Genomic DNA, 19,293 nt, shown 5'->3' with positions numbered 1-19,293 from the left:
AGAACGGCTAAGCTACCCGGGTTTCGGCTTTTTAAAAAGGTGTCGATATGTCCTCGACGGCTCCCGACGGTGGTGAAGGCGCCTCCCCCAAGAAAGCGAAATATCGCATCACCAACTGGTCGGAGTACGACCGGGCACTGGTGGCCCGCGGGGATCTCACCTTCTGGTTCGATCCGGAGGCGATCGCGCAGCGCTGGACGCCGGAGCCAACGGGCCAGCGAGGTGCGCCGTGGCGCGACTCGGACTGGTCCATTCAAACGTTGCTGGTCTTGAAGCAAGTGTTCCACTTGCCCGATCGTGCCCTGGAGGGGTTTGGACGTTCCTTGATGCGCTTGATGGAGTTGGACTTGCCGATCCCGGATCACACACACCTGTCGCGTCGCGCCAGGGCCTTGAGGGTCCAGATCCCGCGCCAGGAACGCACGGGGCCGATCCATGTCGTCGTCGATTCCACCGGGCTCAAGGTCTTCGGCGAGGGGGAATGGAAGGTGCGCCAACACGGCGCCGGGAAGCGGCGCACCTGGATCAAGGTCCATTTGGCCGTCGACGCCCACGCCAAGGACGTCCTTGGCGTGGCGGTCACGACGCCCGCTTGGACGGATGGCGACGTCTTTCGGGAACTCGTCGAGCAGGTCGACGGGGTCATTGAACAGATCGATGCCGATGGGGCCTACGATACCCGTGAAGCCGACGACGTGGCGGCACAGCACCAGGCCAAGTTGATCGTTCCGCCCAGAGAAAACGCGGTGGCCTGGGACGTCGATCACCCGCGCACGCAGGCACTCGCCGAGATCCAGGGGAAGGGCCTGGCCGCGTGGAAAAAGGACACCGGGTGTCACCGGCGAAGCCTGGCCGAAAATGCCATGTACCGCCTCAAGCAACTCTTTGGGGAGGCGGTCGCCTCACGTCTTTTCGACGCCCAGGTGAACGAGGTTCATGCGCGGATCGCCGCCATGAACAGGATGACCTACCTGGGAATGCCGGTTTCGGTGCGGGTTGGGGTCGCTGTGTCCTGAGAAAATGGGGAAAGGGGAATCCTGCCCCAATGCTTTTTTATGCACCAACGCCCGGTCGTATTGGAGTTGCCGGCCTTGGGCAAGGCGGTCCAGAACAGCGGAATGGCCAGACCATGAGAGGCCACGCCCAACACCAGCAGGTTGATCTCTGCGCGTCCCAGCTTCCAGTTGGTGCGCTCGAGCGTCAGGATCCGGGGGATCTCCTGGGGCAGCAGCGAGGCCACGGTGCGGGCAATGTCGGCCTGATCGATCACGAACTGGCGAAAGAATTTGCTAGACTTGCCCGAGTAGACACCATGATTCCTTGACCCGTGAATGCAACGGGAGACGGCTGATGTGAGCTTGATTTTCGAGTGGGATCAACACAAAGACATCCGCAACACCAGCAAACATGGCCTAGCGCTCACTGACGTGACTGTCGTTTTCGACGATCCGCTCGCCAGAATCTTCCCTGATATCTGGCACTCGCAAGGGGAGCGGCGCGAGATCATGATCGGCCATTTGACCGATCGCAAGTTGTGTTTGGTCGTCTTCACAGAAGTCGATGACAGCCGCATCCGAATCATCAGCGCCAGACTCGCAACGCCGCAAGAGCTAAAGAGATTATGAACGAAACGCAAGATGAACTATTGCCGGAGTATCACTTTGACTACTCGGAGGCGAAACCCAACCGCTTTGCCGGACACGTAACCATCGCGGTGACGCTGCGAGCGGATGTGGCGGCCTATTTCGAGGCGCGTGCTGCGGCAAAAGGATTGCCGCTGGATGAAATGGTGAACGATATGCTGAAAAAAGACATCGAGTTGATCGAGTCTGTCAGCATGGCCACATGACGGTCCTCTCCGAAACGAGGTAATGAAAAACACAGCACTCGCGTTAGTTTACCCCCCGCAATCTCGGATCGAAGGCATCCCGCACCACGTCGGCGAACAGGTTAGCCGCTAACACCAGGGTGAACATGAACACGAAGGCGGCGGTCAGCGACCACCAGACCACCGGGTCGCGCGCTAATTCCAGGCGGGCGCTGTTGATCATGTTACCCCAGGAGTTCATGGTCGGATCGACGCCGATGTTGACATAGGACAGCACCGCCTCGGCCAGCACCAGTCCGCTGAAGTCCAGCACCACCGTGATCAGTACAATGTGCATGACGTTCGGCAACAGATGGCGGGCGAGGATAGTGAAATGCCCGACTCCCAGGGCGGAGGCGGCCTGCACGTAATCGACTTCCCGCAGTTTCAGCGCCTCGCCGCGCAGCAGCCGGCACAGTCCGGTCCAACTGGTGACGCCCAGGATCAGACAGAGGAAGAGCAGGCGCAGATCGGCGCGCTCGACCAGACTCGCGAAGTCGTCCGCGTGGTTGCTCATGTAGACCTGAAGCATGAGGATGGCGGCGGCGATCAGCAACACGCCGGGGATCGAATTCAGGGTGGTGTAGAGATACTGGATGACATCGTCCACCCAGCCTCGGAAATAGCCGGCGGCGATGCCGAGCAGGAGGGCGGCGGGGAGCATCACCAGGGTGGTGAGGGTGCCGATCAGCAGGCCGGTGCGGATGCTCTTGAGGGTCTGAAAAAAGACATCCTCGCCCACTTTGTCGGTGCCCAGGATGTGATAGTTCGCCGCCAGTTCGGCGGCGACGAAGCCGCAGACCAACAGCAGACCGAGCATCGCCAGCGCGGTGCGCCAGGGGATCGCGGTGCGTCCAGCCAGGATGTCGGCCCGGATCGCCGCCAGCGGCTCGCCACGCCGACGTGCGAGCAGCCAGAGAATTCCGGCGCCAATCAGACCCCAGGCGAGTAGCCCCTTGAACATCCCGAGCAGCGCGCGGAAGGCGATGTCCAGGCCGCGCTCGGTCGTGGGATCGGCGAGATGGCTGCCGCCGTGTTCGAGTCGCGGATAGTCGCGGATCAGGGTGCCGTCGGGCAGTTGAATGGCCTCCTTGACGAACAGATGCGTCGCAAAGGGCGCCGAATAGGTCTTTTCCTGACGCTCGCGCAATCCGCTCAACGCCACGTCGAACAGACTCAGAACCTCGGGCGCGTACTGCACAGTTTGAGGCTCGACGCTAGACGACGGCTGATCCGTTTTGAGTCGGAAATGCACCGTATCGAGCAATCCGATTAGGCCGTATGCACTCAGCACGACCAGGGTCGCGACCCCGACCCGCGAGCGCACGACGCGCCGCCAGGGCGCGCGCAGGTGTTCGTGACGCGCGGCATGGAGACCGAAGATCAGCCCCAGCGCGATCAGCAGAAAGACCAGCGCATCGGTCCAGAGGACAACTGGCATCAAGGGCATGGCAAACGCGACCTCATTGCAACTTGACCCGCGGATCGACCAAGGTATAGGAAAGATCGGTCAGGATCAGCCCCAGGATGTAGAGCACGGCGCCCAGAAACACCATGGAGCGGACGATGGCGAAATCCTGATTGCCGATGGCGTCGATGGTGTAGCTGCCGAGCCCCGGAATGCCGAAAAAGGACTCGGTGATGAGACTGCCCATGAACAGCAGCGGCAATACCACCACCACGCCGGTCAGGATGGGGATGAGTGCATTGCCCAGCACATGCCGAAAGAGCACGCGGCCTTCGCTTAAGCCCTTGGCGCGCGCGGTGCGGACATAATCCTTGGCGATCTCTTCCAGAAAGAGCGTGCGATACCAGCGGGTGCCGGCGCCGATGCCGCCGATCACCCCGACGATCACCGGCAGGATTAGGAATTTCCAGGCGTGCAGCCCCGTGTCGTAGCCTGAGATCGGGGCGAGATGGAACAGCTTTCCGAGGATGAACTGACCGCCAATGATGTAAAACAGGCTGGAAATGGACAGCATGGCGACCAGCAGCACGACGCTGCCAATATCCACATAGGTCGCCCGGAACAGGACGATGAAGAGCGCATAGCTGATATTGAAGGCCAGCCCGACCAGCAGCACGGGAATCGCGATGGCGAGACTGGGCCACATCCGCTGCGAGATGTCGTAGCCGATGTCGCGCCCATCGTCGGAGGAACCGAACTGGAAGGCGAACAGCCGGACCGATTTCTCGAAAAAGATGGTGTCGGTCAGGCGCGCGATTCCGGTCGCCTCGGGATTAAAGATCAGGGGTTTGTCATAGCCATGCGACTGTTTCCAGGTCTGGACGGCCTCCTCGGTCACCCGTTTCTCGCCCAGATGCATGCGGGCCATGTCGTCGGGCGAATTGACCACGAAAAAAAGCACGAAGGTGATCAGATTCACGCCGATCAGAATCGGAACGGCATAGAGCAGTCGACGCAGGAGATAGGCGGTCACAGGGCGGTCCTCCGTTCGCGCCGGCGCACCAGCCACCAGGCCGGCAGCACCAGCGCCACCAGCAGACCGGCGCCGACCCACAGCGGCCAGAGCACCGGCTGGTTCCAATCCTGGCGCTTCTGCTTCCGCAGTTCAGGATCGATCCGGCGATATTTCAGGGTGTTGTTGGCCATCTGGTTGGGATAGGCGTTCGCCATCCATTGATGATGCAGGCTGAATGCCTTGGGATGGAAGCCCCAGATCCAGGGCGCGTCGGTGCGCGCGATCTCGACCAGCCGATCAAGGATGGCCTGACGCTCGGGACCGTCGTCCATGAATTTCATCTCGTCAAACAGTCGGTCGAACTCGGGGTTGGCGTAATTGGCGGCGTTCTCGCCCTGATGCTCGACCTTGCCATTGGGGCCATAGAGCAGAAAGAGGAAATTCTCGGGGTCCGGATAGTCCGCGTTCCAGCCGAACATGAAGACCTGTCCGGTACCGTTGCGCAGCTTGTCCTGGAAACGGTTGTAGTCGGTCGAGCGGATGACGAGATCGATCCCGAGCTTGGCGAACTGCTTGCGGATCCAGTTCAGGCGCGCGCGGTCGTCCGGTCCGGTCGCGACCGCCTCGTAGTTGATGGTCAGCGTGCGGCCGGTCTCGCGCTCGATGCCGTTCGGGTAGCCTGCTTGCTCCATCAGCACCTTCGCCTCGTCGAGACTCCGGCGTACTGGCCGACCGTCTCGCCATTCATAGACGAAGGGGTTGATCCCCGCCTCGCCCTCGCGATAGCCGAAGATGCCCGGCGGAATCGGTCCCTGCGCCACCACGCCACGTCCATTGGTGAAGATCGAGATGAACTCCTCGTAATCCAGTGCGATGGAGATGGCGCGACGCAGCAGGCGGGCGCGCGGCGAATCGCCGCCGATGACCGGATCGAGCATGTTGAAGCCCAGATAAAAGCTGGAAGGCTCCACCGAGGTCAGCAGCGAGATTCCTTGTTCGCGCATCGCGTCGGTCAGGATCGGCTCGCCCTCGACATCGATCTGCACCGCCTGATCGAAGGCATCCGATGCGATCCCTGAGCTGTCGTAATAGCCCTGAAGGAATTTGTTCCAGCGCGGGATCTCTTCTTTCTCGATGCTGTAGATGGCGCGGTCGATGAAGGGAAGCGGTTTGCCCGCGTCGGCCAGGATTCCGGATTCAGCGTCGCCCGGCATCCCCTCGGTTGGATAGGCTTCGCCATGAAAATGCGGGTTGCGCTCCAGCACCATACGCAGATTCGGATTGTTTTCGCTCAGGAAAAAGGGGCCGCTGCCGACCGGATACCAATCGAGCGTGATGTTGCGCTCTGCCAGCCCCGGCTGCGCGTAAAAGACCTCGGCCTCCCAGGGCATCGGGGCGAAAAAGGGCATCGCCAGCCAATAGGCGAATTGCGGATATTTCCCCTTGAGACTGATCCGAAAGCGGTCGCGATCCACCGCCTCGACGCCCGCCAGACTGGACCGGCGCAAGGTCGCGGCCTGTTCCAACGGCCCCTGCCCTGCCGCCGATTCAAGCTGCCCGGCAAGCTCCTGAAAACCGACAATATGCTGACCCATCACGCCCGCGATCGGCGAGTGCAGCCAGGGCGCGGCGAGCCGTTTGATCTGATGGACGAAATCCTCGGCGGTCAGTTCGCGGGTGCCGACCTCCGGAAAGTCGGCCAGACGATTGATGCCATCCAGATCCGCCGCCGTCAGTGCGTGATACCGAAAGCGCCCTTCGGTATCCCGGGCGAACGCCGGATGCGGCTGAAAACGCATCCCCGGCCGGATGCGAATCAGATAATCGCTGCGGGCGATGTCCGCGGCGGGCGCATCCTCCGGCAATGACTGGCCTGCCGCGTCGAAATAACGCGCCACCGGAACCTCGGCGGCCGACAGCGGAACCAGACGATAGGAGCGCAGCAGGAAATGATATTGAAGCGGCGGTTCGTAGATCTGCGCCAGAAAGGCGTACTCGTTGGCGCTGTAGGAGCGTGCGGGATCCAGATGCTTGGGCCGTTCGTCGAACGAGCTGTACACCGTGTTGCTGTCGGCGTCCGACGCCGGATAGGGATTGTTCCAAGGCGAGTCCCCACAGCCGGCGACCAGAAAGATCGGCAGCAGGATCGTCCAAATCCGGATTTTGTTGCTCAACCCAAGCGCTCCCGGTGTATCGCGTTAAACCGCGTCCAGTGCGGTATGCGATGTTTTTTGATTGGATTAACCTTGGCCGCATCGACGATTGTCGGAGCGAACGCGGTTTAAGACATTAAAAATATAAAATTTTAAACCGCGTCTCTAGTGAGGCTGGTGAAATCCCCAGAGCCAAACACAAATTGAAAATTACGCATATCGCGCTGGACGCGGTTTAGCAACCGACAAGGTTCGCAGTATGGTCGAATTCTGTCCTGGGCGCCTGCCGATCGCACCCATCGAGCGCGCTGTGGCCGAACCATTCCTGAACATGGCGGCTTCGATCATCGATCCGGCCAGTGTTCCGGGGGCGGGTATCCCGCCCCCCATGTCGCAGATTGCTTGATGGCGCCAAATGCTTGCAGATGCGTTGTCGTTGTCGTAATCGAATCATCGACAACGACAACGACAACGAGCAATGGCCGAAACGATGATCGACGCCAACATGGCTACAGCAGTCCAGGTTTGCCTTGTCGATAGCGATCCAGCTCCGTTGCGAGTACCGCGACGTGCTCCCGCTCCTCGGCCGCCAGTTCACGGTAAAGCGCCGCCTCGGGCGAGTCTTCAGGTTCCTGTTCGCCACGTTCCGTAAAAAACTCGACGGCGCGTTCTTCGCAGGCGATCGCGATCCGGAACAGGTTGATCGGATCGTCGGGATGGCTCGCGATGCCCGCGTAGAGGGCGGCTCGCTCCACCTGGAAGGTGTCGGACGGCGATGGAATGTCCACATGATAGCGGCGGGCAAGCGTCGCCATGTGCTCCGCTTCCATGCTGGCGAAGCGTTGAAACAGATCCTTGAGCACGGGCTCCGGCGTTTCGCTGGCGGCGCGCCGGTAGAAGGCCATGCCACCCAGCTCGATTTCGAAGGCGGCGCGAATCGCCGCGAGAGCGGCGGTCCCCTCGATCCGGCGCGAGTCGAGGGCCGTCAAGACCCCGCCGCAAGCAGGACACACGCCGTAGGGGAAGGCAAAGCCCTCGCTGACCTTGCCGCACGATTCGCAACGCCACTCCAGCCGCGCGTCGGCACAGCAGACGTAACTGTCGCCACCGTCATCCAGTGGGGAGTGGCATTTCGGACACAGCAGACGGTCTGCTTGATCCGGCTCGGTCGCCCCAGGTCCGATGCCGAGAGGTTCCTGCCGGACGGCGGAGGGTGCCAGGTCCGCGACATCGGTCGCGGTGATGGGCCACTTCTTGCCAAGACGCAGATAGGTCTCGATCGATCTGGCCGCGCGCCGTCCGGCGCCCATCGCGAGGATCACGGTGGCGCCGCCATTCACGATATCGCCGCCGGCGAACACGCCGGGCAGATTGGTGGCCTGCGTCGATGCGAGTTTGCCGTCGTCGGCCGTGATGTAACCACGGGTGTCGAGCGCGAGATCCGGGGTGGATTCGGTGACGAGCGTGTTCGCCCGGGTGCCGAGCGCGGAGATGACGGTATCGCAGACGATGTCGAAACGTTCGCCGGTCGGCAGGGGCCGGCGGCGTCCCCGCGCGTCGGGTTCGCCCAGCGCCATCTTTTCGACCGTCATGCCCGTCACGTTGCCCTCGGTATCGGTGAGAACCCCGACCGGGCCATGGAGAAAGAAAAACTCGACGCCCTCTTCCCGGGCGTGGCGGAGTTCTTCGACGCGGGCCGGCGCCTCGGCCTCGGAGCGTCGATAGACGCAGGTCACCCTTTGCGCGCCGAGCCGTTTCGCGACACGCAGACAGTCCATGGCGGTATTGCCGGCACCGACCACCGCCACGCTCTGACCGATGCGGATCGGGGTATCGACATAGGGAAACCGGTCGCCTCCCATCAAATTGACACGGGTGAGAAATTCGTTGGCGCTGTAGACCGTGGCGGCGTGCTCGCCTGGAATGCCGAGAAAGGTCGGCGCGCCGGCGCCAATGCCGAGAAAGACGGCGTCGTAGCCCATCTCCTGGATCAATTGAGGAACCGTGAAGGTGCGACCGATGACCTTATTGGTCGCGATCTCGACCCCCTGGTCGCGCAACTGTTGGACCTCGCGCGCGATGATCTCGCGGGGGAGGCGGAAGGCGGGGATGCCGAACTGGAGGACGCCGCCGACCACATGGAGCGCCTCGTAGATCGTCACGTCGCAGCCCGTTTTCACCAGATCGGCCGCGGCGGCCAGACCGGCGGGGCCAGATCCGCAGATGGCCACCTTGCCGAGCGGTTTCTCGAATGGGATCGGCGCGATTCTGGCCGGGTTGGCATGATCGCCGACGAAACGTTCCAGGCGTCCGATGGCGACCGGCTCCACCTTGGAGCCAATGATGCATTGCGCTTCACACTGCGTCTCCTGGGGACAGACGCGACCGCAAATGGAGGGAAAGGCGTTGGACTCGCGGATGACGGCCGCCGCGCCATCGATGTCGCGTACCAGGAGATGGCGGATGAAACGCGGAATATCGATCTGCACGGGACACCCGGCAATGCATTTGGGGTTGCCGCACTGGAGACACCGCTCGGCTTCCTGTAGGGCCAGGTCAAGCGTGTATCCGAGATTCACCTCTTTAAAATTCCTCGCGCGTTCTTGCGGATCGCGCTCCGGCATCCGCGTTTGTTTCGGTTCGATCTGTTTGATTTTTTTATAATTTCGCTTGTCTTCCTCGAACAGTTTCCGTTCGAGTTCGCAGACATGCGCGTAGCCCTCGCTGGCCGTCGCCTCCTGCGACTTGAAGCGTTTTTGCCGCGCCATCAGCTCCTGGAAATCGACCTGATGGCCATCGAAATCGGGTCCGTCGACACAGGCGAACCGGACCTGTCCGTTGACGCTCACGCGACAGGAGCCGCACATCCCCGTCCCGTCCACCATGATGCTGTTGAGGCTCACCAGGGTCTTGACGCCGAAGGGGCGTGTCGTTTCGACGCAGGCCTGCATCATCGGCGGCGGGCCGATGGCCACCACCAAATCGGGCGGATCGCGCTCCAGAAGCTCCCGTAGCGCCTCCGTGACGAAACCCGGCCTGCCATAGCTGCCGTCATCGGTGCAGACCATGAGTTCGTCGCAATAGTCGCGGAACCGGTCTTCCCAGAAGACCAACGGCTTGGCGCGGAACCCGACGATGCCGGTGGTGCGGTTTCCCGCCGCCTTGAATGCGCGCAGTTGCGGATAGATCGGCGCGATGCCGAGACCGCCGCCGACGAGCGCCACATGCCCGACCTTCTCGATGTGCTGGGGCCGGCCGAGCGGACCGACGAAATCGGCGAACCGGTCGCCCTCCCGGTAGTGGTGCGCCATCTCGCGCGTGGTCTTCCCGAACGCCTGGATGACCAGGGTGACGGTCCCCGCGCGGCGGTCGAAATCGGCGACGGTCAGCGGGATCCGTTCCCCGCCCTCGTGCAGTCGGAGCATCACGAATTGACCGGGCTGCGCGGCCTGGGCCACGTCGGGGGCCAGAACTTCCCACAGGAACGTGGTCTCGGAAAAGACCTGGTGACGCACGATTCTGTACATAGATCAACGCCCTTGGCGTGTTAATGAGGGGAGACCATTGTTTCGACTTGGTACGCCAGACAGTCTGGATGCGCACTCGGATGAAGGTTCCAGCAGGGTTTGTGTGACCGGCGTGCCTGATCCCTTTCACGAGTTGTCGAGTTTCTGTAGTCTTACGGATCTTTAACCTGGGGCGTTATGATCGCACGGCGCCCATGGCACCGAAAACAGCAAATCCCGGCGCAGACCGCGCCGCCCCACGAATCGGAGAACTGACCCATGGGGTTCCTTCAAGACAAGCGTATCCTGATCACCGGCGTGGCGAGCAACCGCTCCATTGCCTGGGGTTGCGCCGAGGCCATGCGCCGCGAGGGCGCTCACATCGCCCTGAGCTACCAAAACGACAAGCTCAAATCCCGTGTCACGGACTTTGCCGCTCAATTGGGCTCGGACATCGCCCTCCCGCTCGACGTGAGCACCGACCGGCAGATTGCACACTTTTTCGCGGAGCTGGAGGAACGCTGGGACGGCCTGGACGCCATCGTCCATTCCATTGCCTTTGCCCCCAAGCACGAATTGGAAGGCGACTACGTGGACGCACTGACCCGGGACGGCTTCACCACCGCCCACGAGATCTCCTCCTACAGTTTCGCCGCCCTCGCCAAGGCCAGCCGGCCATTGATGGAGGGACGCAATGGCGCGCTCCTCACCATGACCTTTCTCGGATCCGTGCGAGCCGTGCCATACTACAACGTGATGGGACTCGCCAAGGCAAGCCTGGAGGCCAATGTCCGCTATCTGGCCGCCTCGCTCGGCCCCAAGGGAACCCGCGTCAACGCCATCTCGGCGGGACCGGTCTACACCCTGGCAGCGGCGGGCATCTCCCACTTCCGCGCGATGCTCAATCAAGTGGAGAAACACACCCCGCTGAGACGCACCGTGACCACCGAGGAAGTGGGAAATGCCGCCGCTTTTTTGTGCTCGGATCTGGCAAGCGGCATCACCGGGGATATTCTGTACGTGGATACTGGTTTTAACATTTTGGGGCTGGGGTGAGAAATAGCCCGGATTATCCATAAAAAGGCGACACTCGTTTAACCAATTGATAAAATTGGTGTTCCGCCAAGAACGCTTCGGAGAAGCCAAACGAGGTCACCCATGTTGAGTGCCTTGCATGTCACCCTCTTGGGTGACGATCGGTTCCGTCATGAACCGTGTCTGCCGCGACGTCCTGCCTCGGGGTTTGAACGTCCTCCCGGTCTGCAAGCCCAGTTCCCATTCCATTGTCGAGGCGTGGGCGGATTTCCTCCACCGTCGCGGCGGTCTCCGCACCCGGGGCGTTCGCGCTGGAACGGACGACAGCGCGCGCCAGTTCCATCGCCCAGTCTTCGTGCAGGATGTCCTGGACGTCATGCCGAATGCGGTCTATCCCCCGCGCATTTTTTCGGGATTTCGCGTAAGGTAGCGCCCCATATCGCTGACGACATTGAACCGAATCCCAATGGACGACACCCTCAAACGACTGCTCGACGCCGAGATGCGGGCCGAACGGCTCGCCAAACAGGCGGAAGAAGAACAGGAACACACCATTCAGCAGGCCATGGCCGACGCCAAGGCCGATAACGACCGTTTCACCGCGCGCATCCCCGATCTTCATCGGTCCTTCATCGCCAAGGCCGAAGAGCGCGCCGAGCAGAACATCGCCGAGCTGCGCCGCCGCTACGACGAGCGACATAACCAGCTCCGCGATCAAGCCGAACAGCGCGAGGAGCCAGCCATGGAGGCCGCGTTCCAGATACTCATTGGCCCCGAACGTTAGTCGGTCACGCGAGCGTCCCTTTCACCATCTTCTTAGCCCGTCGCCTGAAGCGAAGATTAAACCCACGCCATGAGCAATGCCGCCGCGCAAGCCTATCTGAACACGCGGGTGTCCGTGATGTCGACGCGATTGTTCGCGCCGGAACTGATCGAACGATTGCCGCGGATGACGCTCGCTGAGCTGGCGGAACACTTCGGTTTATCCGCCATCCTGGACGAACAACCTTCCGCCGCGACACGCGGGCGTGCGATCGAGCAAAGCTTGCTTCAGGTTCTGATGTCGGAATTACAGGTGCTGGCGCGGCCGATGAATGCCAGCGAGCGCTCGCTGGTGCTGGCCTGGGGTCGCAAATATGCGCTCTTTAATCTCAAGACACTGCTTCGCGGCAAGCTCTACGACCTGGATCAACAGGAAATCCGCGACCACCTGTTCGATCTGCCCGACACGATCCGCCTGTCTCACCAGGAGTTGTTCCGGGCCGAGAACGCGCTGGAACTGTTGCGCCAGCTAGAAACCGGCCCCTACCGCCAGATCGCCCGCCAGGCCCGCGAGGTCTATGAAAAACATCGCGAACCCTTTGCTCTGGAGGGGGCGATCGATCAGCGTTATTACACCGGCATCGTCCGTCAGATCATGGGGTCGGATAACCATCACCTGGATTCGCTGCGGCGCCTGATGGGCGCGGAACTTGACCGCGTCGCGCTCCTGTGGCTGTTGCGTTTCCGCTTTACCTATCAGCTCTCGGCCTCCGAAACATACTACCAACTGGTGCCCTCAACGCGCCTGCTCACCCGTGAGCGGCTCCTGCATCTGGTCAATCTCGACACCTTCGAGCGCATCCTGGAAGCGCTGCCAGCACCGCTCGACTCGCTGCTTGCGGACAGCAAATCCATCGGCGAGGTGCAACAACGCATCGGTCGCTACACCCAACTTGAGACGCGCGGGATCCTCTCTCGCAGCCAATCGGCCGTGGCGCGCGCCCTTGCCTATCTGATGCTCCGCGAGTCGGATCTGCTCATGCTGTTCGCGGTCGTGCGGGGGCGCCTGCTACAGTTTCCGGACGCGACCATCAAGGCCGCGCTCGAACTGACTCAACCGAGCTGCGCCGAATCGCGGGCCGCCTGACCCATGACATCCCGACGCGCGCACCAGCGTTCATCACCGTCCGAGCGAGCGATCCAGTCATGTTGATGCCCATGCCGATGAAACACGTCCGTCTGCTGGTCCTGACCGAGGATCTGCCGCAGGCGTCAATGGCTCTCGCCGCAACCGAGAGTTTCCACCCGGATACCCGCCCCCCGACGGAGTCCCGGCTCGACGCCCTGCCTGGTCGCGAGTATCGCGAGACCTTCAGCCAGGCCCAATCCAGGCTCGCCAAGATCACCCGGCTCATCCCGCTGGAGGCAACGCCCGACATCGGTGCCGTGCGCGTGGTCGACTTTGACGAACTCAGCGCGCTGAACGTCTGGCTGGGCGATCTGTGGGATGAAACCTCCAGTTACGAGGAGGATTTCCACCGCCTGGACGACACGGAACGGCTGGTCAGGGAGCAGCAGGCCGCGCTGGAAAATTTCACCCATCTGAACATCGATCTCGACATGCTGCGCAACAAGACGCGCTTCCTCGAATTCCACGTCGGTCTGGTGCCGCGCGAGAATCTGCGCCAACTGGAGGGCGCCGCCAGCCTCGCGGGCCATATTCTTTATGTCTACATGCAGCAGGGCGACCATGCGCATGTCGTGATCGTCGGACCCGCCGGCGACAAGGAGTCTGCGCTCGCGCCGGTGCTCGCCGCCGCCAGCTTCCAGACACTGCCCATTCCGCTCGAACTCGATCGCAAGCCCGCCGAGCTGCAACAGGATTTCGCGAATCAGCGCCTTGCCATCGCCGAACAACGCCAGTCGCTCCAGGACACCCTGAACCGCTGGGGCGAGCCCTTCCGCGCCAAGCTGCTGGCAGCCCGTCACACCCTGATGCTGGCCGAACCCCTGGTCACCCTGGATGCTTCGCTGCGGAGCGCCGGACATCTCGCGCATCTGGCGGGTTGGGTACCAGCCCGTGCCGTCGCGCATCTGGAGCAGGGTCTGCGCGAGACATTGACCCTCCCCTTCGATCTCACCAGCCGCGATCCGCGGCCCGACGAGCGCAAGCTGGTGCCCACAGTGCCGATCAAAAGTCGTCTGCTCGCCCCTTTTGCCCTGCTGGTCAACCAGTACGGCATTCCCGCCTATGGCGAAGTCGATCCAACCCCGCTGTTCGCGGTGACCTTTCTGTTGATGTTCGGCATGATGTTCGGCGACCTAGGGCACGGTGCCGTGATTGCTCTCGCCGCCCTCTGGGCGCGCAACAAGCTGCCGAAGTTTTATCTGTTTGGCGTCTTCGCGGGCATCTCGTCGATGATCTTTGGTCTCTTGTTCGGTAGCGTGTTCGGCTATGAGGAGATCCTGCCGGCGCTCTGGATGTCCCCGCTGCACGATCCGATCCTGATGCTGGAAGTCGCGCTTGGCTGGGGCATTGGCTTCATCGTCATCGCCTGCCTGCTCGGGATTTACAACCGGCTCGCGATCGGCGATCCGCTGGGGGCGGTCTTCGAGCGGCACGGCCTGGTCAATCTGCTGTTCTATCTGGCCTTTCTCTGGGGCGGTTTCGGTCTCGCCACGACCGGCTCGTTCGGGACGCTGCCCGCCCTGCTGGTCATTGGCTCACTGCTCACGCTCGCGGCCTTTCAATGGCACCACCTGTCCGCGCCCACCGGCGAGAAGGCACTGGTCGTCGCCATCGAGACACTCGACACCGTCATCGTCTATCTCTCGAACACGCTCTCCTTCCTGCGCGTCTCCGCCTTCAGCCTGAACCACGTCGCCCTGTCGCTCGCCATCTTTACCCTGGCTGGCATGATGGGGAGTTTCGGGCATGTCGTGACCGTGATCCTCGGCAATGTCTTCATCCTGGTTCTCGAAGGCGGCATCGTCATGATCCAGGTCATGCGTCTTCAGTATTATGAAGGCTTCTCGCGCTACTTCTCGGGCGATGGACACGCCTTCCTGCCCCTGCGTCTGCGGCGGGAATCGGTGTCTTCCTGACCGCAATCACCTGACAACTGACAACTCTAACGGAGCATCCCATGTACTGGCTCGTCGCACTCATGTCCCTGGCTATCCTCGGCCTCATCGTCTCCGGCATTGCGCTGGAGATCCGTCCCGCACTCGCCACCCGTATTCGCCCCTGGTATCGGCCCGCGATGGGGACGCAGCTGATCGCCTTTGTCGGCGCCCAACTCGGGCTCCTCTTCATGGGCGTCTCGGACGCCATGGCCCAAACCGAAGCCGTGACCGCCGTCGCCCCCGAGATGTCGATCGGCATGGGGCTCGCGATTCTTGGCGTCGGCATTCCGACCGGCCTGTCCACCATCGGCGCGGGGATCGCGGTCGGTCCCATCGGCGCGGCCTCGCTGGCCGCCGTCATGGAGCGTCCAGAGGCGCTGGGCCGCACCTTGATCTTCCTTGGACTGGCCGAAGGCATCGCGATTTACGGCCTGGTCATGAGTATCCTGCTGCTCAACCGGCTCGGCTGATCGTCACCCGATGAACATCGAGCACGAGCCAGGCGCTCCGACGCGCATGTTGTTTCTCGGTGAGGATCGCCTCGCGGACGGCTTTCGGCTGATCGGTTTCGAGACCTACCCGAACCCTGACCCTGTGGACGTTGACCGCATCCTGCGCGATCTGCAACGCGGGCGCGAAAAGGCGTTCGTCGTGGTGGACGAGGCCGTGATGAGTCAGGACATCCCTAATCTCAGGCGGGTACGACGCGAGGGTGGGCGCATTGTCGTCATCGCCGTTCCCGCGCTCAACGCGCCACCCAAACTCACGAGCGAGGTGGCCGCCCGCCTCGCCGCGCTGTTTGGCTCCGCCACCCTTCAATCCGGTCAAACCGGGGAGCGAGAGGCATCGTGAATCAGGTAGAAGAACTGGAGCGGGCCATTCTGGCCCGCGCGGAACGACTGGCGAGCGAATTCCGCGAGCGCGCCGGACGCAGCCGCGACAACATTCTGCGCGAGGCGGCCGAGCGTCTGCGCCTGCGCGAGGCGCGCGAGGAAGCCATCGCCAAATCGCTGGCCGAGCGCAGCTTCCGCCAGCGAGTGCAGGCCAGCGAGCTGAAGATGCAGACCCATCTCGACCGGGTCCGCTGGAATCTGGTGCAGGACGTGGAGCGCATGCTCGCCGAGCGGATGCGCACCTTCATGGCGGACGAACCGACCTATCGGGCCTGGATCGACCAGCGGATCGTCGAGGCGGCCGAACTCATCGAGTCGCCGGAGTTGCTCGTCTCGGCCAACGCCCCGGATCAGCGCCAGCTCAATACGCGCTGGGCGCAAATCGTCGAGGCGCTGCCGCCCGGCAAGACCGCCATCCTCGCCCCCGTCGCCGAGGCCATCGACACGCTCGGCGGCGTGCTGATCGCCAGCCAGGACCGGCGTATTCGCGTCGACCAGACCTTCGAGGGACGGCTTGCGCGACTCCAGCCCCGGATTCAGCAAACCATCCTGGAGCGCCTGCTGCCGGGCGGATTCGAGACCGGCAACCTCTTTACCGGATGATCAGACCATGAGCGAAACCACCAGAGTTGGCGTCATCCGCGACATCAACGGCCCCATCGTGACCATCGACCTGCCCGGCGTGCGTAGCGGCGAGCAGGTCAAGATCGGCGAACTCGGACTCTTCGGCGAGGTCATCTCGCTGAATGGCGAGCAGGCCATTGTGCAGACCTACGAATCCACCGATGGGGTACGACCCGGCGAACCGGCGGTCGGACTCGGCTGGCCGCTGTCGGTCGAGCTTGGCCCCGGACTCATGGGCGGCATCTTCGACGGCGTGCAGCGTCCGCTGTCGAAGATCGCGCTGGAATCCGGCGACTATATCCGTCGCGGCATCAGCGTCCCGGCACTCGACCGCGCTAAGGAATGGGAGTTCGAGCCCAACAAGGCGCTCGAAGCCGGCACCAAGGTCGGTCCCGGCACCGTGCTCGGCACCGTGCAGGAAACCCTGACCGTGCTGCACCGGATCATGGTCCCGCCCGGCGTCTCCGGCGATCTGGTGGAGATCGCCCCGGCGGGCGAGTACGACATCGAATCGACCATCGCCCGCGTGCGCGATCATAAGGGCATCAGTCATCGACTCAGCATGTACCAGCGCTGGCCGGTGCGTAAACCGCGCCCCTATCTGCGCCGCGACGACGGCGTGTCGCCGCTGATTACCGGACAGCGGGTTATCGACACCTTCTTTCCCCAGATCAAAGGCGGCAAGGGCGCGGTGCCCGGACCCTTCGGTGCCGGCAAGACCGTGGTCCAGCAGCAGATCGCTCGCTGGTCCAATGCCGATATCGTCGTCTATGTCGGCTGCGGCGAGCGCGGCAACGAACTGGTCGACGTGCTCGAAACCTTCCCCGAACTCGACGACCCCTACTCCGGGCGCAAGCTCATGGAGCGCACCCTGCTGGTCGCCAACACCTCCAACATGCCGGTGGTCGCGCGCGAGGCGTCGGTCTATGTCGGCATGACGATGGCCGAGTATTACCGCGACATGGGTTATGACGTGGTGATGCTGGCCGACTCCACCAGCCGCTGGGCCGAGGCGCTGCGCGAGGTCTCCGGCCGGCTCGGTCAGATGCCGGTCGAGGAAGGCTATCCCGCCTATCTCGCCTCGCGTCTCGCCGCCATCTACGAACGCGCTGGACGGGTGGAAACCTACGACTCCGGCACTGGCTCGGTCACCCTGATCGGCGCGGTCTCCCCGCCCGGCGGCGACTTCTCCGAGCCCGTCACCAGCCACACCAAGGACATCATCGAAACCTTCTGGGCGCTCTCCAAGGAACTCGCCGACGCCCGTCATTACCCGTCGATCGACTGGGTGACCAGCTTTTCGAGCCATGTCCACACCGCTGCGCAGTGGTGGCACAAGGAAATCGACCCGGACTGGGAGAAACGCCGCGGCACCGCGCTCGCTCTGCTCGCGCGCGACGCCGAGCTGTCGCGCATCGTCAACCTGGTCGGCCCCGAAGCGCTCTCCAGCGCTCAGCGTTGGGAGCTGGAAGGCGCCTCGTTGGTCAAGGAAGGCGTCTTGCAGCAGAGCGCGCTGGACGAGATCGACACCTTCTGTTCGCCCGCCAAGCAATACGCCCTGCTCGATTTGGCGATCACCATCTATAAACGCGGCGAAGCGCTGATCAAGCTCGGCGTCCCGGTCACCGAGTTACAGAGACTCCCGCTGCTCGCCAAAATGCGACGGATCAAATCCATGTATACCAGCGATCAGCTCGATCAGATTCAGGAATTCCGCAAGGAAGTCGATCAGGCGATGGAAGCGATTCGGATTGAGTATGCGAAGCATGGGGAGGTGGAGCGGGGGTAGGAAACCTATTGAAGCTCCGTCGGCTGGGATGAGCTTGCGAATCCCAGCCTGCTAGCGACCGGGCTATGCTAGAAATAACACATCAAGAACTACCCGTTGAAGCGCATCAGACATTAAAAGAGATCGACAAAGACGGACCTTTTCCTTATGCAAAAGATGACTCTGTATTTCATAACAGAGAAGGCAAGTTACCTCTCAAAGAATTGAATTATTATCGCGAATACACCGTAAAAACACCGAACGCCAGCGACAGAGGCGCAAAAAGAATCATCATTGGAAAAGATGGCAAAAAATATTTTACTGATGACCACTACCAGAATTTCAAGGAGATCAAAGCATGACAACATCGTTAAAAAATAAGGTTTCCGATCAGTTATTAAACGGCTTTCCATCGTCCTCTTTTAATATTATTTTTATTGATGGCGATAACATTCAAGATAAAAACACACTTTTGAAGGAATTTTCTGAAAAGCTTAAATTTCCTGACTATTTCGGTTTTAACTGGGACGCTTTTTCTGATTGCATGACGGATCTTTCATGGCTCAAGCCAGAAAACGGCATCTCGATTATCTATAAAAATCCGCATAATTTTAGAAGCCATCATCCGGAAGATTGGAAAATTGCCAACGAAATACTGCTTGATGCGATAGATTATTGGGACGAGCAAGACAAGATTATGATTATTACTTTTTTGTAGGCCGCGTAGGATGGGTAGAGTGACCGCGCGCTGATCTCTCGGATTCGCACTGAAGGTCGTCGGTCACGAAACCCATCGAACCACTACGCTGGCTTATTCTTTTCTCTTCAACATCGGTACATGCTAGATGGAAGCTGAAGGATTTGTCTACGTGATGACAAACCCGGCGATGCCAGGTTTGCTAAAAGTTGGCATGTCGGAGAGAGCCCCCCATGTCAGAGCTCGAGAAATAAGTTCCCACGAAGGCTTACCATTTGAGATGCAACTTGAATATTATGCCCTGGTCAAAGGCATCCCATTACACACAACTTTCCGTGTCCGGCATCTCCCTGGCCTATTTGATCCCGGCGGCGAAGTCCATGATGCGCTGCATGCCCAGCCAGATCGTCTTCAAACCGGGCTCGCCATCGCCCTTGCG

At 61.5% G+C, this 19,293-nt stretch carries 19 protein-coding genes and 1 pseudogene; 14 read left to right on the top strand and 6 right to left on the bottom strand.

Annotated elements, in window-relative coordinates:
- The first annotated feature begins 47 nt into the window (after positions 1-47).
- Entirely contained in the window at positions 48-1,016 is a 969-nt protein-coding gene (locus CCR95_RS12600) for an IS5 family transposase (protein WP_201094827.1), read from the top strand.
- Here CCR95_RS12600 and CCR95_RS12595 read toward each other — a convergent pair.
- The gene (locus CCR95_RS12595) at positions 968-1,270 is read right to left on the bottom strand and encodes a hypothetical protein (RefSeq protein ID WP_201094825.1); all 303 of its coding nucleotides are present in this window, start codon (positions 1,268-1,270) and stop codon (positions 968-970) included. The two genes, CCR95_RS12600 and CCR95_RS12595, sit on opposite strands and share 49 nt — an antisense overlap.
- Before the next feature lie 61 nt (positions 1,271-1,331).
- On the opposite strand from CCR95_RS12595, the gene CCR95_RS12590 reads away from it, so the two are divergent.
- Together CCR95_RS12590 and CCR95_RS12585 are read left to right on the top strand one after the other, a co-directional pair.
- Entirely contained in the window at positions 1,332-1,625 is a 294-nt protein-coding gene (locus tag CCR95_RS12590; RefSeq protein WP_201094824.1) for a BrnT family toxin, read from the top strand.
- Complete coding sequence (locus tag CCR95_RS12585) at positions 1,622-1,849, top strand: hypothetical protein (protein WP_201094819.1); 228 nt, start codon at positions 1,622-1,624, stop codon at positions 1,847-1,849. Before CCR95_RS12590 ends, CCR95_RS12585 begins: the two co-directional genes overlap by 4 nt.
- 43 nt (positions 1,850-1,892) lie before the next feature.
- Here the strand turns inward: CCR95_RS12585 and CCR95_RS12580 are convergent, their stop codons facing one another.
- The 4 genes from CCR95_RS12580 to gltA form a co-directional block, all read right to left on the bottom strand.
- The gene (locus CCR95_RS12580) at positions 1,893-3,317 is read right to left on the bottom strand and encodes an ABC transporter permease (RefSeq protein WP_201094817.1); all 1,425 of its coding nucleotides are present in this window, start codon (positions 3,315-3,317) and stop codon (positions 1,893-1,895) included.
- Positions 3,318-3,330: 13 nt separating this feature from the next.
- Positions 3,331-4,308, bottom strand: a complete 978-nt coding sequence (locus CCR95_RS12575) for an ABC transporter permease subunit (protein WP_201094815.1) — start codon at positions 4,306-4,308, stop codon at positions 3,331-3,333.
- Positions 4,305-6,464 (bottom strand): ABC transporter substrate-binding protein, encoded by a 2,160-nt coding sequence (locus CCR95_RS12570; RefSeq protein WP_201094813.1) that lies wholly within the window; start codon positions 6,462-6,464, stop codon positions 4,305-4,307. The genes CCR95_RS12575 and CCR95_RS12570 overlap by 4 nt, the downstream gene beginning before the upstream one ends.
- A 488-nt stretch (positions 6,465-6,952) precedes the next feature.
- A complete protein-coding gene (gene gltA, locus CCR95_RS12565) occupies positions 6,953-9,970 on the bottom strand; it encodes an NADPH-dependent glutamate synthase (RefSeq protein WP_201094811.1) in 3,018 nt (1,005 codons plus the stop codon).
- 258 nt (positions 9,971-10,228) lie between these two features.
- Between gltA and CCR95_RS12560 the strand changes: the two genes are divergently transcribed.
- The 11 genes and pseudogenes from CCR95_RS12560 to CCR95_RS25855 all read left to right on the top strand — a co-directional run.
- A complete protein-coding gene (locus CCR95_RS12560; RefSeq protein WP_201094802.1) occupies positions 10,229-11,005 on the top strand; it encodes an enoyl-ACP reductase FabI in 777 nt (258 codons plus the stop codon).
- Between the two features lie 445 nt (positions 11,006-11,450).
- Entirely contained in the window at positions 11,451-11,768 is a 318-nt protein-coding gene (locus CCR95_RS12555) for an ATPase (RefSeq protein ID WP_201094801.1), read from the top strand.
- Between the two features lie 69 nt (positions 11,769-11,837).
- Positions 11,838-12,893: a V0D/AC39 family V-type ATPase subunit gene (locus tag CCR95_RS12550; protein ID WP_201094800.1), complete on the top strand. Its 1,056-nt coding sequence runs from the start codon at positions 11,838-11,840 to the stop codon at positions 12,891-12,893.
- 77 nt (positions 12,894-12,970) lie between these two features.
- A complete protein-coding gene (locus CCR95_RS12545) occupies positions 12,971-14,851 on the top strand; it encodes a V-type ATP synthase subunit I (protein ID WP_242523221.1) in 1,881 nt (626 codons plus the stop codon).
- Positions 14,852-14,892: 41 nt separating this feature from the next.
- On the top strand, positions 14,893-15,342 hold the full coding sequence (locus tag CCR95_RS12540) for an ATP synthase subunit C (RefSeq protein ID WP_201094798.1): 450 nt from the start codon (positions 14,893-14,895) through the stop codon (positions 15,340-15,342).
- A gap of 10 nt (positions 15,343-15,352) precedes the next feature.
- Positions 15,353-15,724, top strand: a complete 372-nt coding sequence (locus tag CCR95_RS12535) for a V-type ATP synthase subunit F (RefSeq protein WP_201094797.1) — start codon at positions 15,353-15,355, stop codon at positions 15,722-15,724.
- The gene (locus CCR95_RS12530) at positions 15,721-16,368 is read left to right on the top strand and encodes a V-type ATP synthase subunit E family protein (protein ID WP_201094796.1); all 648 of its coding nucleotides are present in this window, start codon (positions 15,721-15,723) and stop codon (positions 16,366-16,368) included. The genes CCR95_RS12535 and CCR95_RS12530 overlap by 4 nt, the downstream gene beginning before the upstream one ends.
- Positions 16,369-16,375: 7 nt before the next feature.
- Positions 16,376-18,178, top strand: a complete 1,803-nt coding sequence (locus CCR95_RS12525; protein WP_201094794.1) for a V-type ATP synthase subunit A — start codon at positions 16,376-16,378, stop codon at positions 18,176-18,178.
- A gap of 65 nt (positions 18,179-18,243) precedes the next feature.
- Positions 18,244-18,519 carry a guanyl-specific ribonuclease gene (locus tag CCR95_RS12520; RefSeq protein ID WP_201094792.1) on the top strand — a complete coding sequence of 92 codons (276 nt, stop codon included), beginning with the start codon at positions 18,244-18,246 and terminating at the stop codon, positions 18,517-18,519.
- Complete coding sequence (locus tag CCR95_RS12515; protein ID WP_201094791.1) at positions 18,516-18,875, top strand: barstar family protein; 360 nt, start codon at positions 18,516-18,518, stop codon at positions 18,873-18,875. The genes CCR95_RS12520 and CCR95_RS12515 overlap by 4 nt, the downstream gene beginning before the upstream one ends.
- Before the next feature lie 127 nt (positions 18,876-19,002).
- A pseudogene (locus tag CCR95_RS25855) lies at positions 19,003-19,137 on the top strand (GIY-YIG nuclease family protein); the annotation flags it as partial.
- Positions 19,138-19,209: 72 nt separating this feature from the next.
- On the opposite strand, the gene CCR95_RS25310 reads toward CCR95_RS25855, so the two are convergent.
- A partial coding sequence (locus tag CCR95_RS25310) for an IS4 family transposase (protein WP_242523135.1) occupies positions 19,210-19,293 on the bottom strand: 84 nt, incomplete at its 5' end.

Source organism: Thiocystis minor (assembly GCF_016653465.1).
GTDB classification, from domain to species: Bacteria; Pseudomonadota; Gammaproteobacteria; order Chromatiales; family Chromatiaceae; genus Chromatium; species Chromatium minus.
The sequence above is the reverse complement of the archived record's forward strand: the minus strand, read 5'-3'. Positions and strand labels throughout refer to the sequence as shown.

Bases quoted from the DNA above. Each gene is read 5' to 3' on its own strand.
- CCR95_RS12600 (WP_201094827.1), top strand. From the start codon at position 48: ATGTCCTCGACGGCTCCCGACGGTGGTGAAGGCGCCTCCCCCAAGAAA.
- CCR95_RS12590 (WP_201094824.1), top strand. From the start codon at position 1,332: ATGCAACGGGAGACGGCTGATGTGAGCTTGATTTTCGAGTGGGATCAA.
- CCR95_RS12585 (WP_201094819.1), top strand. From the start codon at position 1,622: ATGAACGAAACGCAAGATGAACTATTGCCGGAGTATCACTTTGACTAC.
- CCR95_RS12580 (WP_201094817.1), bottom strand. From the start codon at position 3,317: ATGCCCTTGATGCCAGTTGTCCTCTGGACCGATGCGCTGGTCTTTCTG.
- gltA (WP_201094811.1), bottom strand. From the start codon at position 9,970: ATGTACAGAATCGTGCGTCACCAGGTCTTTTCCGAGACCACGTTCCTG.
- CCR95_RS12560 (WP_201094802.1), top strand. From the start codon at position 10,229: ATGGGGTTCCTTCAAGACAAGCGTATCCTGATCACCGGCGTGGCGAGC.
- CCR95_RS12555 (WP_201094801.1), top strand. From the start codon at position 11,451: ATGGACGACACCCTCAAACGACTGCTCGACGCCGAGATGCGGGCCGAA.
- CCR95_RS12550 (WP_201094800.1), top strand. From the start codon at position 11,838: ATGAGCAATGCCGCCGCGCAAGCCTATCTGAACACGCGGGTGTCCGTG.
- CCR95_RS12545 (WP_242523221.1), top strand. From the start codon at position 12,971: ATGAAACACGTCCGTCTGCTGGTCCTGACCGAGGATCTGCCGCAGGCG.
- CCR95_RS12540 (WP_201094798.1), top strand. From the start codon at position 14,893: ATGTACTGGCTCGTCGCACTCATGTCCCTGGCTATCCTCGGCCTCATC.
- CCR95_RS12535 (WP_201094797.1), top strand. From the start codon at position 15,353: ATGAACATCGAGCACGAGCCAGGCGCTCCGACGCGCATGTTGTTTCTC.
- CCR95_RS12525 (WP_201094794.1), top strand. From the start codon at position 16,376: ATGAGCGAAACCACCAGAGTTGGCGTCATCCGCGACATCAACGGCCCC.
- CCR95_RS12520 (WP_201094792.1), top strand. From the start codon at position 18,244: ATGCTAGAAATAACACATCAAGAACTACCCGTTGAAGCGCATCAGACA.
- CCR95_RS12515 (WP_201094791.1), top strand. From the start codon at position 18,516: ATGACAACATCGTTAAAAAATAAGGTTTCCGATCAGTTATTAAACGGC.